16 protein-coding genes are annotated in these 15277 nt (G+C 45.5%); 12 read left to right on the top strand and 4 right to left on the bottom strand.

Annotated elements, in window-relative coordinates:
- Nucleotides 1-24 precede the first annotated feature (24 nt).
- A complete protein-coding gene (locus ABXS78_RS11575; protein ID WP_366247358.1) occupies nt 25-330 on the top strand; it encodes an HNH endonuclease in 306 nt (101 codons plus the stop codon).
- On the opposite strand, the gene rnhC is transcribed toward ABXS78_RS11575, so the two are convergent.
- Nucleotides 327-1319 carry a ribonuclease HIII gene (gene rnhC, locus ABXS78_RS11570; RefSeq protein WP_366247357.1) on the bottom strand — a complete coding sequence of 331 codons (993 nt, stop codon included), beginning with the start codon at nt 1317-1319 and terminating at the stop codon, nt 327-329. The two genes, ABXS78_RS11575 and rnhC, sit on opposite strands and share 4 nt — an antisense overlap.
- Before the next feature lie 117 nt (nt 1320-1436).
- Here rnhC and zapA point away from each other — a divergent pair, with 117 nt between their 5' ends.
- The 8 genes from zapA (at nt 1437) to ABXS78_RS11530 (ending at nt 9915) form a co-directional block, all read left to right on the top strand.
- A complete protein-coding gene (zapA, locus tag ABXS78_RS11565; RefSeq protein WP_038562093.1) occupies nt 1437-1712 on the top strand; it encodes a cell division protein ZapA in 276 nt (91 codons plus the stop codon).
- The gene (locus ABXS78_RS11560; RefSeq protein ID WP_366247356.1) at nt 1705-2271 is read left to right on the top strand and encodes a CvpA family protein; all 567 of its coding nucleotides are present in this window, start codon (nt 1705-1707) and stop codon (nt 2269-2271) included. The genes zapA and ABXS78_RS11560 overlap by 8 nt, the downstream gene beginning before the upstream one ends.
- Before the next feature lie 64 nt (nt 2272-2335).
- Nucleotides 2336-4051, top strand: coding sequence for a DNA polymerase/3'-5' exonuclease PolX (gene polX, locus ABXS78_RS11555; protein ID WP_366247355.1), 1716 nt, complete (start codon nt 2336-2338; stop codon nt 4049-4051).
- A 24-nt stretch (nt 4052-4075) separates the two neighbouring features.
- Nucleotides 4076-6418 (top strand): endonuclease MutS2, encoded by a 2343-nt coding sequence (locus ABXS78_RS11550; RefSeq protein WP_366247354.1) that lies wholly within the window; start codon nt 4076-4078, stop codon nt 6416-6418.
- 20 nt (nt 6419-6438) lie between these two features.
- Complete coding sequence (locus ABXS78_RS11545) at nt 6439-6843, top strand: DUF350 domain-containing protein (protein WP_038562084.1); 405 nt, start codon at nt 6439-6441, stop codon at nt 6841-6843.
- A 99-nt stretch (nt 6844-6942) separates the two neighbouring features.
- Complete coding sequence (gene trxA, locus ABXS78_RS11540; protein WP_038562082.1) at nt 6943-7257, top strand: thioredoxin; 315 nt, start codon at nt 6943-6945, stop codon at nt 7255-7257.
- A gap of 79 nt (nt 7258-7336) precedes the next feature.
- A complete protein-coding gene (gene uvrC / locus ABXS78_RS11535; RefSeq protein ID WP_366247353.1) occupies nt 7337-9130 on the top strand; it encodes an excinuclease ABC subunit UvrC in 1794 nt (597 codons plus the stop codon).
- 338 nt (nt 9131-9468) lie between these two features.
- On the top strand, nt 9469-9915 hold the full coding sequence (locus ABXS78_RS11530; protein WP_366247352.1) for a YxiJ family protein: 447 nt from the start codon (nt 9469-9471) through the stop codon (nt 9913-9915).
- A gap of 85 nt (nt 9916-10000) precedes the next feature.
- Here the strand turns inward: ABXS78_RS11530 and ABXS78_RS11525 are convergent, their stop codons facing one another.
- The gene (locus tag ABXS78_RS11525; protein WP_095222226.1) at nt 10001-10444 is read right to left on the bottom strand and encodes a YslB family protein; all 444 of its coding nucleotides are present in this window, start codon (nt 10442-10444) and stop codon (nt 10001-10003) included.
- A gap of 319 nt (nt 10445-10763) precedes the next feature.
- Between ABXS78_RS11525 and ABXS78_RS11520 the strand changes: the two genes are divergently transcribed.
- Genes ABXS78_RS11520 through sdhB form a run of 3 tightly spaced genes read left to right on the top strand, consistent with a single transcriptional unit; the run spans nt 10764 to nt 13962 of the window.
- Nucleotides 10764-11384, top strand: a complete 621-nt coding sequence (locus ABXS78_RS11520) for a succinate dehydrogenase cytochrome b558 subunit (RefSeq protein ID WP_366247351.1) — start codon at nt 10764-10766, stop codon at nt 11382-11384.
- A 32-nt stretch (nt 11385-11416) separates the two neighbouring features.
- Nucleotides 11417-13186 carry a succinate dehydrogenase flavoprotein subunit gene (sdhA, locus tag ABXS78_RS11515; RefSeq protein ID WP_366247350.1) on the top strand — a complete coding sequence of 590 codons (1770 nt, stop codon included), beginning with the start codon at nt 11417-11419 and terminating at the stop codon, nt 13184-13186.
- On the top strand, nt 13186-13962 hold the full coding sequence (sdhB, locus tag ABXS78_RS11510; RefSeq protein WP_095222229.1) for a succinate dehydrogenase iron-sulfur subunit: 777 nt from the start codon (nt 13186-13188) through the stop codon (nt 13960-13962). Before sdhA ends, sdhB begins: the two co-directional genes overlap by 1 nt.
- A gap of 36 nt (nt 13963-13998) precedes the next feature.
- Here the strand turns inward: sdhB and ABXS78_RS11505 are convergent, their stop codons facing one another.
- Both ABXS78_RS11505 and ABXS78_RS11500 read right to left on the bottom strand, forming a co-directional pair.
- Nucleotides 13999-14529: a TetR/AcrR family transcriptional regulator gene (locus tag ABXS78_RS11505; RefSeq protein WP_366247349.1), complete on the bottom strand. Its 531-nt coding sequence runs from the start codon at nt 14527-14529 to the stop codon at nt 13999-14001.
- A complete protein-coding gene (locus ABXS78_RS11500) occupies nt 14522-15229 on the bottom strand; it encodes an MBL fold metallo-hydrolase (protein WP_366247348.1) in 708 nt (235 codons plus the stop codon). Before ABXS78_RS11500 ends, ABXS78_RS11505 begins: the two co-directional genes overlap by 8 nt.
- Between the last annotated feature and the right edge of the window lie 48 nt (nt 15230-15277).

Raw genomic sequence — 15277 nt, 5'->3', positions numbered from 1 at the left:
CTGGTAGTAAGCGAGGGGATAGAGATGGCGAAACAGCAAACAGGCAGATGTGCGCTCTGCGGCAGGGACGAGGTCACCTTGACAGAGCATCATCTGATCCCGAAGGAAATGGGAGGCACATTTCTGGATACAGCCATGATATGTATTCCATGCCATAAGCAAATCCATGCTTTATATACAAATGAGGAGCTTGCTGCAAGGCTGCCTAGTATCGAAGACTTGCGAGCGGATGAGAAACTTTCCAAATATATCAAATGGATCCGAAAACAGCCTGCGGGCAGGCTTGTTCGGACAAGGAAATCAAACAGCCGCCGCGGATACGGCCGTTAGATATACTTTTCTGCTTTTGCACTATTAGCAAAATGCATTTTCGTAAACACAGGCAATGCCTGTCGGCCGTGTGTACGGATAAGGCGTCCTGCGGCTTGATCGACAGCAGCGCTGGCTCCTTTTGGAATCGTGAAGCCTGCCTGTTTGGACAGTTTATCCATTTCCCTAACAAAGCTAGCTCGGGAAATAATTGATGCAGCAGCAACGGCAAGTGAATGGCTTTCTGCCTTTGTCATAAAGCTCACGTTCTGCTGAAGCCTCTCCCCTTCTGTAGCAAGGTGTTTGATATAAGTTGATGGCAGCTGGAATTGGTCAATCAAGATTCCCTCTGGCTTGGTCGGGGCAATTTTGGCCAGCAGTTTCTGTATGGCGTGATGATGCAGCATCGTTTTCATCTTCCCTTGGGACCAGCCGCGCTGCTGGAGTTGATTGTATCTTTCATTGCGCATGACGAGCAGGGAATAAGGAAGGTCAACATGCATCAGATCCTTGGCGATTCGCTGGATTGCATCATCCTTTAAAAGCTTGGAGTCTTTGACGCCGAGCTCTTTCAGTAGGGCGAATTGACTTTGGTCTACATACACACTCGCAACCGTAATCGGCCCGAAGAAGTCACCCGTGCCTGCTTCATCTGAACCGATATGGGAAGAAGCGAATAAGGCCGGGGCAGGGGCGTATCTGTGATCATTGACACTTGGTTTCGGGCCTGCGGTTCCTTTTGGAGCAGGATGTTTGAGATCTTTGACACCTGATTTCGGGACTGGTTTTTTCGGACCAGCTGGTGCACTTCCCCATTTGTCGGCCTCCGCTTCTGGTGCTTTACCCTGGAAGAGTACTTTTCCGGATTTGTAAGCGGTAATGGCACAGCTAGGTGTCTTCGCCGAAAAGATGGCTCCTGGAGGTGCTGGTTTCTCATTACGGCTGTAAGTTGCTTTCATCTGCTGGATTGTGTCCAGCGGCAATTGTAAAACAATTTGTCCCACGTTCATCTCTCCAATCTGACAATTAGTATAGCACGCCGTTTGTCTATACAGAATAGTTTCCTAAATCGACACCTTCATGTTACTATAAAGACTAGTATTATAAGAGAAGTGAGGGGAGATAACGTGTCCCAATCTGATAAAACACGTGTTACGGTTGAGATACATAACCGGTCCTATACAATCGTCGGACAAGAGCCAGCTCATCGCATGCGGATGGTGGCAAGCCTTGTCGATCAGAAGATGTCGGAGATCCATCAAGCAAATCCGAATCTTGATACCGCGAAATTGGCCGTCCTGACGGCTGTGAATACAACTAACGATTATTTAAAACTGAAAGAAGAGTATGCACAATTGCTAGGCTCTATTACAAGGAAAGAGGCTAGAAAGGATAATGATTGATTTACTTATCATCGCCATGCTCCTGTTCGGCGTACTCGTCGGCTTAAAGCGTGGCTTCATCATGCAGCTGTTCCATTTAGCAAGCTTTGTCGTATCATTCATAGTTGCAGCTATATATTATGATCAGCTCGCACCAAAGCTCGAACTTTGGATTCCGTATCCGGATATATCTTCCGATAGCGCTTGGTCCGATATATTCGGAGCAGTACCGCTCGATCAGGTATTTTACAATGCAATTGCGTTCGCAATTTTGTTCTTTGCGACGAAAATCATCCTGCATATCATCGGATCCATGCTGGATTTCATTGCAGACTTGCCGATTTTGCGCTCTGTGAATAAGCTACTCGGCGGCGTTCTCGGCTTCGTTGAAATCTATCTGCTCGTATTCGTGATATTGTATCTATCGGTATTGCTGCCGATCACATCAGTGCAGGAAGCGCTGGACAGGTCAATACTCGCAGCATGGATCGTGGAACATACACCATATATTTCTGGTGAGATCAAGGATCTATGGCTGAATCATGTTGCAAATAAATTACCCACTGAATTGATGGGATGAAATGCTTAACCCTTGCGGCATCGTGCGCAAGGGTTTTCTACCTTGTTTTGAAAGGATGAGAGGTATGGCTATCAATAAAAAGGACGTAGTCAAACTGCTTGAGACAATTGCAATTTATCTTGAGCTAAAAGGGGAAAATACATTCAAGGTGTCCGCTTACCGGAAAGCTGCAGCGGCATTGGAAGCAAATGACCAATCCATAGATGAAATTGAGGATTTCACGTCGCTGAACGGAATCGGAAAGGGTACGGCGGCGGTTATAGAGGAATATATCAAAGACGAACAGTCTGATACATTACGTCAGCTGCAGGAGGAAGTTCCAGAAGGGCTGGTGCCGCTCCTTGATCTGCCGGGTCTTGGAGGCAAAAAGCTGGCTAAGCTGTATCAGGAGCTTGGCGTTATCGATGCGGCTAGCTTGAAAGAAGCTGTGGAATCGGGTAAAGTCGCATCGTTAAGCGGGTTCGGCAAGAAATCTGCTGAAAAGATACTCGATGGCCTTGCAAATGTCGGATCCAGACCAGAACGTATTCCAATTGCAATGATGCTGCCGCTAGCGGAACGAATCGAGTCCTTCCTCGAATCATTAGAAGGAATCGAACAGTTTGCCCGTGCAGGCAGCCTGCGGCGGATGCAGGAAACAGTGAAGGATTTGGATTTCATCATTGCAACCAACGATCCAAAAACTGTTCAAGAGCAGCTGCTTACGATAGACAACTTGAAAGAAGTCATCGCCAAAGGTGACACGAAAGTATCCGTTACCTTGGAAGAAGGCTACGACATCAATGTAGACTTCCGGATGATCGAACCAGCAGCCTTTGCAACGACGCTTCACCATTTCACGGGCTCTGCCGACCATAATGTAGCGCTGCGTCAGCTGGCGAAAAAACGTGGGGAGCGCATCAGTGAATACGGTGTTGAGAATGTAGAAACAGGGGAATTAACTACCTTCCAATCTGAAAAGGAATTTTTCGGTCACTTCGGTTTGTCCTTTATTCCTCCTGAAGTAAGGGAAGCACAAGGCGAACTGGATAGCTTCAAACAAGAAATACCGCTTGTTCAGCTATCAGATATCCAGGGAGATTTGCATATGCACTCAACTTGGAGTGATGGTGCCCAATCGATAGAGCAAATGGCTAAGCAGGCGATGGAGCTTGGTTACTCTTATATAGCAATAACGGATCACTCGAAGTATCTTAAAGTGGCTAATGGTCTGGATGAGAAACGGCTGCGCAAACAAAGGGAAGAAATAGAGCGCATCAATGCGTTGTATCCTGACTTTCACATATTTGCTGGCGTTGAAATGGATATTCTGCCAGATGCTCGTTTGGATTTTGACGATGACTTCCTGCAAGAGATGGATTATGTCATTGGTGCAATTCACTCCAGCTTCTCGCAATCAGCCGATCAAATCAAAGAACGTCTGACAGCAGCGCTTGAGCATCCGAATGTGAATGTCATCGCTCACCCAACCGGCCGTCTGATCGGAAGAAGAGCCGGCTATGCAGCAGATCCGGACTGGCTCATCGAAAAGGCTGCGGAGACAGGTACGGTCATCGAGCTGAACGCCAACCCTAACCGGCTGGATTTATCATGGACATATTTGAAAAAAGCCCAAGAGCTTGGCGTAAAGATTGCTGTTAATACCGATGCGCATAGTTATGCAACATTATCATTCATGGAAGTCGGTGTGGCGATGGCTCGTAAAGGCTGGCTCAAACCAGAGACGGTCATCAACACCTGGTCCAAGCAGCAATTGATGGAGCTTTTTAAGCGCAGCTAACAGCGTAAAAAGTGGGGGGAAAACATGAATAAACGAATATTCCGTGTACTGGAATTCGATAAAATCATACAGAAGCTAAGTGAACAAGCAGCATCGTCACTTGGCAAAAAAAGAGTCATGAAAATAGAGCCGGCGACGGAGCTTGCAGAAGTAGAACAGCTACAGGCTGAAACGGATGAAGCAGCTTCTGTCATCCGGCTTCGCGGCGGTATACCGCTTGGCGGCATTTATGATATCCATGCAAGCGTCAAGCGTGCTGTGATCGGCGGTATTTTAAATGCGAACGAATGCCTTGATATTGCCAGTACGATTTATGGCGGTAAGAACTTGAAACATTTCATCGAAGAGCTGGAAGAACCGGAGATACCGATCATTCGCAGTCTTGTTGATCAGCTTGTTTCATTGAGTGATTTGGAACGTCATATCAAGAGTGCAATCGATGATCATGGTCGAGTAATGGATGGCGCCTCCGAACGACTCCGCGGTATCCGTTCCCGCATCCGTACGAACGAAAGCCGAGTGCGGGAAAAGCTTGAATCGTATACTAGATCGAAAAGCAAGATGCTGTCAGATTCCATCATCACAATCCGGAATGACCGCTATGTGCTGCCTGTCAAACAAGAATACCGCGGGGCAATCGGCGGTATCGTCCATGACCAGTCTTCCTCTGGGCAGACTTTATTCATGGAACCACAAGCGGTAGTGGATTTGAACAACCAGCTGCAAGAAGCAAGGGCACAGGAAAAGGCGGAAATTGAACGGATCCTCAAGGAAATTAGTATGCGAGTTGCCGAGGATGAAGCAATTTTGCTGGCGAATATCGAAATCCTTGGTCAAATCGATTTCATTGCAGCACGTGCCAAGCTAGGTGCAGTTATGCGATGCTCTATGCCTAAAATGAATGACAAAGGTATCATTCATTTAAAGCAGGCTAGACATCCGCTGATTGATCCAGAGCAGGTAGTGGCAAATGATATCGATCTTGGAGAAGATTACTCTACCATTGTCATCACTGGTCCGAATACTGGTGGTAAGACCGTTACGATCAAAACGATTGGGTTATTTACACTGATGGCCCAATCAGGTCTTCAGGTGCCAGCGCTTGATGGCGGTGAAATGGCAGTCTTCACGGAAGTGTTCGCAGATATCGGTGATGAACAATCCATTGAACAGAGCTTGAGTACGTTCAGCTCTCATATGGTCAATATCGTTGATATCCTGAAGCAAGTCGATCATCAGTCACTTGTACTATTTGATGAGCTCGGTGCCGGTACGGATCCGCAGGAAGGTGCGGCACTGGCGATGAGCATACTTGATGAGACGATCAAACGCGGCGCTTCTGTTGTTGCGACGACACATTATCCTGAGCTCAAGGCATACGGCTACAACCGCGACCGCGTGGTGAATGCGAGCGTGGAGTTCGATGTGGAAACACTAAGACCGACATATCGCTTGCTGATCGGTGTTCCTGGCCGCAGTAATGCATTCGAGATTTCCAGACGACTTGGCTTGAAGGAATCCATCATTGATAGTGCCAAGGAATTGATCGGTACCGATTCGAAGAGCGTAGAAAACATGATCGCTTCACTGGAAACATCCCGCAGAGAAGCGGAGCACGATTATGAAACAGCTCGAGCACAGCTTGAAGAAGCAGAAACGCTGAAGCGTGAGTTGGAGAAGCAGTGGCAGGAATTCGATGCCAAGCGTGAACGCTTGTACCAAAAGGCTGAAGAAAAGGCTGCTAAGGCTGTCGAGCAGGCTAGGGAAGAAGCTGAAGAGATTGTTGCTTCTCTTCGCACAATGAAAAATCAAGCCAGTGTAAAAGAGCATGAAATCATCGAAGCCCGCAAACGACTGGAAGGCGCTTCACCGGAGCTTGCGAAAAAGGGCACAAAAGCAGCACCGCAAACGAAGGAAAACAAGCAGCTTATGCCTGGGGATGAAGTCCTTCTTTTGACATTGGGTCAAAAAGGAACAGTTGTCGAGAAGGTAAGTGACAAAGAATATTTGCTCCAAATTGGAATTATGAAAATAAAAGCGAAACGAAAAGACATCGAATTCGTAAAGAGACAGGACGTATTAAAAGAAAAGCCGGTTGCAACAGTAAAAGGCTCCGCCTATCATGTGAGCACAGAACTGGATTTGCGAGGGGAACGCTACGAGGATGCACTGCGCCGCGTCGAGAAGTATGTGGATGATGCGCTTCTAGCTGGATATCCTCATGTATCGATCATCCATGGTAAAGGAACGGGTGCCCTGCGTACAGGTGTGCAGGAATTTGCCAAACGCCACCGAGCAGTGAAGAATTATCGTTCTGGGGGCATGAATGAAGGCGGAACCGGTGTAACCGTGCTTGAATTTCAGTAAACAGCGGGGAGTACGGGGTTATGGAGTCATTTTGGGAAAATACGATCGTCCTGACAGCTGCGCGCTATAGCGTAGCAGTACTGAGCATCATCGTGTTTATGGCTATTTTTGAGCTGGTGACTTCCTATAAGAACTGGGAAGAAATCCGCCGGGGTAATTTATCTGTTGCAATGGCAACAGGCGGTAAGATGTTCGGTATAGCGAACGTGCTTCGCTTCTCCTATGAACATAATGATGGTATCCTCCAGAGCATCATGTGGAGTTCCATTGGTTTTGTTATGCTGCTGATAGGCTATTTTATTTTCGAATTCCTGACGCCGACGTACAAAATCGACACGGAAATCGCTAATGATAACCGTGCGGTCGGATTTATTTCGCTTGTTATTTCAGTGGGATTATCTTATGTTATAGGAGCAAGTATTTAGTGCGATGTTTAGGAATGAACGCTTCTAAGCAAACTAGTAGCGTTACGGACTTCAGCAGTGCTATACTCGATGAAAGCTTTTATTTAGGAGGAATGTAATATGGCAATTGTAAATGCAACTGATTCAAACTTTAATACAGAAACAAGCCAAGGACTTGTCCTTGCTGACTTTTGGGCAACTTGGTGCGGACCTTGTAAAATGATCGCACCTGTATTGGAAGAAATCGACGGAGAAATGAGCGATAAAGTTAAAATCGTGAAACTTGACGTAGATGAAAACCAAGCTACTGCTGGTAAATTCGGCGTAATGAGCATCCCGACATTGCTTCTTTTCAAAGATGGCGAAGTTGTGGATCAAGTAATTGGTTACCAGCCAAAAGAAGCTCTTGTTGAGCTTGTTAACAAACACGCGTAAGCAATAGACATGAGATCCCTTGTTACAACCTTGTAGCAAGGGTTCCTTTATGTAAAGCACTAGAAAAAGGGGAAAGCGAATGAACAAGACGATAACGGATAAACTCGCTGTTCTGCCGCCGCAGCCTGGCTGTTATTTGATGAAGGATAAAAATGGGACGGTCATTTATGTCGGAAAGTCCAAGCTCCTCCGCAACCGGGTCAGATCCTATTTCACCGGTGCGCACGACCGCAAGACACAGCGACTCGTCGCGGAAATTGTGGATTTCGAATATATTGTTACCTCCTCCGAAATTGAAGCACTCATTCTTGAAATGAACCTAATCAAGAAATATGACCCTAAATATAACATCCTCCTGAAGGATGATAAAACATATCCATATTTGAAAATCACAGCAGAAGAACAGCCGCGTTTGCTGGTGACACGAAAAGTGAAAAAAGATAAAGGCAAGTACTTCGGACCATATCCGAACGTAATCGCTGCACGGGAGACAAAGAAGCTGCTGGACAGACTATACCCGCTGCGCAAATGTAATACGATGCCGGACCGCGTCTGCTTGTATTACCACATGCACCAATGTCTTGGTCCTTGTGTTTATCCTGTCTCGCAGGAGACGAACCGTAATATCGTACAGAATATCACGACATTCTTAAACGGGGGACACCATCAGATCAAGAAGGATTTACAGCAGAAGATGCAGGAAGCAGCTGAAGAGCTCGATTTCGAGCGTGCGAAAGAGCTGCGCGACCAAATCCAGCATATTGAATCTGTCATGGAGCAGCAGAAGATGACATTGACGGATCAGACAGACCGCGATGTTTTCGGCTTCGCATACGACAAAGGCTGGATGTGTGTGCAAGTATTCTTCATCCGCCAAGGCAAGCTGATCGAACGCGATGTAAGTATGTTCCCGTTCTTCGATGAACCCGAGGAAACATTCCTTACTTTTGTCGGGCGTTTCTATCTGCACCAAAACCATTTGCTGCCAAAGCAAGTGCTCGTCCCGATCGGTACAAACGTTGAGGGATTGCAGCAGCTTTTGGAAACGGATGTAGCCATTCCATATCGCGGCCGAAAGAAAGAGCTTGTCGAGCTTGCAGGAAAGAATGCGAAAATCGCCATCAAGGAGAAATTCTCACTTATCGAGCGTGATGAGGACCGGACAATCAAGGCGGTTGAATCTCTCGGAGAGAAGCTCAATATAGCGACACCGCACCGTATCGAAGCATTCGATAACTCCAATATCCAAGGAAGCGATCCGGTATCTGCAATGATCGTCTTTACCGATGGCCGTCCGGATAAGAAGGAATATCGCAAGTACAAGATACGTGATGTAAAAGGTCCTGATGATTACGATACGATGCGAGAAGTCATTCGCAGGCGATATAAGCGGGTGCTGCAGGATAATTTGCCTTTGCCTGACCTGATTGTCATTGACGGCGGAAAAGGACAAATGAGCGCAGCAATCGAAGTGCTGGAGGACGAACTTGGACTTGATATACCAGTTTGCGGCCTTGCTAAGGATGACAAGCACAGGACAAGTGAATTGCTGTACGGAACACCGCCAGTCGTTGTAGATTTCGAACGGAACGCCCAAGATTTCTATTTGGTGCAGCGTATCCAGGATGAAGTGCACCGTTTCGCCATCAGCTTCCATCGCCAGCTGCGCGGGAAGAGTGCGATCAAATCGAAGCTGGACGATATTCCAGGAGTCGGCGAGAAGCGCAGAAGACTGCTCATGCGTCACTTTAAATCAGTGACAGCAATTCAAGAAGCAAGCGTAGAAGAAATTACTAAGCTAGGAATTCCGGCACCGACCGCTCAAGTTATTTTGAACCATTTGAATAATCCTGAGGAAGTTGCAGAAGAATAGCAAGATGAAAACCAGGCCTAAGATAGGCCTGGTTTTGTTGTGAGCAATTATTGTTTGATACTTTGTGATCTATGCTATACTCAATTTAACATTAATTACCAATCCCCTGCTGAACACAAGTCCAAAAAATCCTCCAAGAGAATGCCCAGGACAAAGCCTTTATAGGATTATTTGCTTCAAAACGAAATGAAGCATGTCATAAAAGGTATGATTTTAAAGATTATGCACCTAATATGACATGTATGTTTAAAGTTATTTCCAGATAAATAAGTACATAGTTAATAAATTTATTGTTTAAATGTAACAATAATGTTAGACCAAATGAAATGAGGAGATATATGAAGGATGATAAATATATTACCATGACCACGTCATATCATCGACAGCTTGTACGGACTGTTGTTCGGGAAAGATGGACAAAAACGGTAGATGAACTTTTAGCACTTCGTTTAATGAAGCCGTTTCCTAATACGGAATTGCAGCGAATGATAGCACATAACACAATGATGGAGGAGTTGGATTTAGCAGACTGGAATACGCATTGGATGGAAATTGCAGGAGCTGTATATCATCTGGGAAGAGGTAATCTTCCTGAAAGGGGACTAATCTATTGGTGCAGCTTGAACTTCTTTTTACGTCATCCGGAGTGGGGTAACCAGAACGACATCTTATTAAAAGAATATCCTGTGTTTCATCGTGAATTTATAGAATACGAGCGTGCTAGATTTTATGTATTGTTCTTTTATTATCAATGGACAGCTGGAAGGAAGTACTTGAATAGATAGTTCTAAACAGCCTGTATAAAGCGAGAAAAGCATTAAAAATGACGTGCAAGAAACACACGTCATTCTCCATTATATGTTGTATCCATCAATCTTCCTTAGCAAAGTACACATTGAATTGAACATGTTCTTTTTTAGGTACATTTTCGTCTACACATTCACAGGCAAGTTCCTTGATCTGCTCGATGCTTGCAGCGAGGAAGCCTGCTTCCATTCGGTATTCTTTTCCGACTCCGACCTTCCATCTATGTAAGACTGGTGCTCCAGAGAGTTCGAATGTCATTTCTTGTCGTTTCTGTTTGATAAGGCTCAAGTTCCCCCAGCCCATCTGGATGAAGAAGTCCTCAACTTGTTCCATGGATGTCGGGTTTACTTTTCGTGCCAGTTTTTTTCCCATCACATAAAGGATGGAGGAAGCGTCCTCACCTAATAAGTCTGGTAAACTGACAAAACGCAATATATCGTGACCGGCACCATGAGTGATGAGCTGTTCCATATAATCCTTGTCGAATTCTTGCATTTTCTTTTGCATGCATGTCTTCCTTTCCCGCCTGGTTGCAATTACAAAGTATCTTTACTCACTTTACCATGAAAACTAGGTAAACTGCCAATGTCTTTTGGCTGAATTGACAATGTTTATGAAACTGACAAAATTCATCGTTAATCGATTGATTTATATAAAATAAAAAAAGAGATTAGTAAATTTTTTAAAGCGTTTTCTTGACGCCTAAATTTGATAGTTATACAATAATATTGTTAAGAACGGATTCAGTTTTCAATCGGTTTTATTTTTAATCGAATATGAAAACGCAATCATTCTGTTAATTCAGAGAGCTACTGAGGGGGTACGTATGAACGAGAATCGAGAGTTTTTCTACCGCAGGCTTCATTCGTTGTTAGGAGTGCTTCCAATCGGAATCTTCCTTATCCAGCACTTGGTCATTAACCACTTTGCTGCATACGGAAGCGGCAGCTTCAATACTGCTGCCGGTTTCATGCACAATCTTCCATTCCGATTCGTGCTGGAATGGGTCGTCATCTACATACCGATCCTGTATCATGCCATTCTCGGTGTGTACATCGTACTGACAGGCAAGAACAATACGAGAAGATATGGATACTTCCGAAACCTGATGTTTCTGCTGCAGCGGATCACTGGTATCGTGACACTGATATTCATCGCATGGCATGTGTATCAGACTCGCGTTATCACGATCTTCACGCAAGAATCAATTGATTTCGATTTCATGGAAGCGATTTTGACACAGCCATTCTTCTTCTGGTTCTACTTGATTGGCGTCATTTCCACAACGTTCCATTTCGCGAACGGCTTATGGAGCTTCCTGGTTACATGGGGAATCACTGTTTCTCCGCGTTCCCAGCGAATTGCAACATATGCGACGCTGCTTGTGTTCCTAGGCGTAACGTATTTGGGGATACGCTCTTTGCTGGCATTCGGTATGGGCGTATAAGATAGCGGCTTTAAGAGAGGGGACTTAAAGAAATGAGTAAACGAAATATAGTTGTTGTCGGCGGGGGTCTTGCAGGCTTGATGGCAACCATCAAAGCAGCAGAAGCCGGCGTTCATGTAGATTTATTATCCATTGTTCCGGTAAAACGCTCCCACTCCGTTTGTGCACAGGGAGGCATCAACGGAGCGGTCAATACGAAGGGGGAGGGTGACTCCACTTGGGAGCATTTCGATGATACGGTTTACGGTGGCGATTTCCTTGCCAACCAAGGTCCTGTAAAAGGAATGTGCGATGCAGCACCAAGTATAATCCATATGCTCGACCGGATGGGAGTTATGTTCAACCGGACACCAGAGGGACTGCTTGATTTCCGTCGTTTCGGGGGTACGCAATATCACCGGACAGCTTATGCTGGTGCAACGACTGGTCAACAGCTGCTTTATGCACTTGATGAGCAGGTGAGACGCTTTGAAACAGCAGGTCTGGTAACAAAATATGAAGGCTGGGAATTCGTTCATGCCATCATTGATGAGGAAGGTGTCGGACGCGGTATCCTGACACAGAATATCCAATCCCATGAATTGCGCGCGTTAAGGGCAGATGCAGTCATCATGGCGACAGGCGGTCCTGGTATCATCTTCGGAAAATCGACGAACTCCATCATCAACACGGGTTCTGCTGCTGGAGCTTTGTATGAGCAAGGCGCAATTTATGCGAATGGAGAGTTCATTCAGATTCATCCTACAGCCATACCTGGTGACGATAAGCTCCGTCTCATGAGTGAATCCGCTCGCGGAGAAGGCGGTCGTGTTTGGACGTACAAAGATGGTGAGCCTTGGTACTTCCTTGAAGAGAAATACCCAGCGTACGGAAACTTGGTACCACGTGATATTGCAACGCGTGAAATCTTCGATGTATGTGTTAACCAAAAGCTTGGTATCAACGGCGAGAACATGGTTTATCTTGATCTTTCCCATAAGGATCCAAAAGAGCTGGATGTCAAACTGGGCGGTATCATTGAAATTTATGAAAAATTCGCTGGTGATGATCCACGTAAGGTTCCAATGAAGATCTTCCCGGCAGTCCATTATTCTATGGGCGGTCTTTGGATCAGTGATGATCAGATGACAAACATTCCGGGAATCTTTGCAGCTGGAGAATGTGATTACTCCCAGCATGGTGCAAACCGTCTTGGTGCGAACTCCCTTCTGTCCGCAATATACGGCGGAATGGTTGCCGGACCGAATGCAATCAAATATATCGACGGACTGGATAAGCATGCTGCTGACATCTCCAGCAAATTATTCGATGATGCACTTGCAAAAGAGCAGGCAAACTTCGATAAGATGATAAAGATGGACGGGAAAGAAAATGCATACAAGCTGCATCGTGAGCTAGGCGAATGGATGACGGATAACGTGACAGTAGTTCGTGAAAACAGCAAATTGCTGAAAACGGATGACAAATTGCAGGAGCTGCAAGAGCGCTGGAACAATATCAACATCCATGATACATCCCTTTGGAGCAACCAAGGTGTTATGTTCACCCGCCAGCTGAAAAACATGCTGCATTTAGCTCGTGTTATGACAATTGGAGCGTATATGCGGAATGAAAGCCGGGGCGCCCATTACAAACCAGAGTTCCCAGAACGTAACGATGAAGAATTCTTGAAGACTACAATGGCTAGATATGATGAATCTTCCAACTCACCAGACATCTATTATGAAGAAGTAGACACTTCCTATATCGTGCCGAGAAAACGTGACTACAGCCAAGCGAAAGCGAAGGAGGCAAAAGCATAATGGAAGCGACGAAAACGAAGCAAGAGACGATAACAATTATTGTGACACGTCAGAATGATCCGAGTAGCGCCCCTTATGAAGAAACCTTCCACGTACCATACAGGGAGAATATGAACGTCATCTCTGCTTTGATGGAGATCCGGAGAAACCCGGTGAATGCGGAAGGCAAGGAAACGACCCCTATCTATTGGGATATGAACTGTCTGGAAGAGGTTTGCGGAGCATGTTCCATGGTTATCAACGGTACGCCAAGACAGTCTTGTGCGGCACTTATCGATAAACTGGAGCAGCCAATTCGTCTAGAGCCAATGTCTACGTTCCCAATCATCCGTGATTTGGCTGTGGACCGCTCTCAAATGTTCGACAGCCTGAAAAAAGTCAAAGCTTGGGTACCGATTGATGGTACGTACGATCTAGGACCTGGTCCGCGTATGCCAGAGAAGAAACGCCAATGGGCATATGAGCTTTCCAAATGCATGACTTGCGGCGTGTGTTTGGAAGCATGCCCGAACGTAAACGATAAATCAGATTTCATCGGCCCAGCACCGATTTCCCAGGTTCGTTTGTTCAATGCCCATCCAACTGGTGCAATGAACAAAGGGGAACGTCTGGAAGCATTGATGGGTGAAGGCGGTATCGGCAGCTGCGGTAACTCTCAGAACTGTGTTCAGGTCTGCCCGAAAGGTATTCCGTTGACAACATCCATCGCCGAGATGAACCGTGCGACGAATATCCAGTCGTTCAAGAACTTCTTTGGAAGTGACACGAACTACTAAAATAAAAGCCACCAGATCATTATCTGGTGGCTTTGTTTATGATTTTATACCTCGTTCAAATATTCCAACCATATGTTCAAGTGATCTCTCCAAATCAACATCAAGTTTAAATCCAGCATGTTTATTTAAATCAATGAAGCCGTGCAGCATGCTGCGAAATCCTCTGATAGCATGGATTTCTTCTGTTTCATCTAATGAGAATGCTGTTAAACCATCAGCTATAAGCTGTACAAGCTTTTCACCAACTTCTCCGGTTCCGCCTGGCAGGGAGGAGGCATACAGACCTGGATGAGACGAACCGAAATGGACATAGGCCTTTGCTAGTGACAATAATGGCTGTGCTGTTTGTTCTGTTCCTTTTAAAGCGTCATACAGTTGAATTTGAGCCATTTCAGCCATTTCATGCTTGATTTCTTCTAAGTTTTTGAAGTGATTATACAAAGAAGGCGGCTTAATAGATAAGGAGCGGGCGATATTTGCCATTGTGACTGCTTCGTATCCTTGTTGTTCTGCTAAGGATAGAGCGGTGTCGATAATCATTGTTTTCGTAAGCTGCATTCTAGGCATGTATTCTTTCTCCTTTTTCGGCACGCAGAATAGCTTGTTGCATATGCGCCAACGGTTCATGAAGCAAATCTCCATGTCCAACAGCTAAGATTTTAGGTTCTAAGTCGGCTAGCTTCTTAGCAGTTTGAACGGAGATTTGTTTATGCCAGGTAGCCCAGCTGGGAAATGGAAACTGCCATCTTAAATCACCGGATACTGCTATTCCGCCTCGAAGCTGAAACGCGTCTCCCACAAGAAGGGCACCATCTCGATGGTCGAACAATGCCAGCATACCTGGTGTGTGCCCTGGCGCTGCTATCACTTCAAGTGACCCGACACGATCACCATCGCTTAAGAACCTATCTGGCTTAGTCTTAATATTTTTTGGGTAACCGCCCTTGATGGCATGGCCAGCTTCCATTTTCTTTTCGTTTTGAAGTATATCCCACTCCATCTGAGATAACATGACTTCTGCATCAGGTAAAGCATCTTTCAAGCTGTCTAAAGCGCCAATATGATCTGAATGGGCATGAGTTAATACGATTTTTGTTATCGGTTTACCAATCGTACGGGCTGCCGAGAGAATAGAAGATGCTGAAGATGCTAGAGCTGCATCGACCAATGTTAGTCCGTCTTCTTCTTCAATTAAATAACAGTTCACCGGGAATAGTCTTGGCATAAAAGTGAGTTGGTATAGATTGCTTTGTTTTTGTATACGCATAAAATCATCCTCCAAACTAATGATATTAGTTAAACTATAAACTAATGC

It is taken from the genome of Terribacillus aidingensis (genome assembly GCF_040703035.1).
GTDB lineage: Bacteria > Bacillota > Bacilli > Bacillales > Amphibacillaceae > Terribacillus.
The sequence above is the reverse complement of the archived record's forward strand: the minus strand, read 5'-3'. Positions and strand labels throughout refer to the sequence as shown.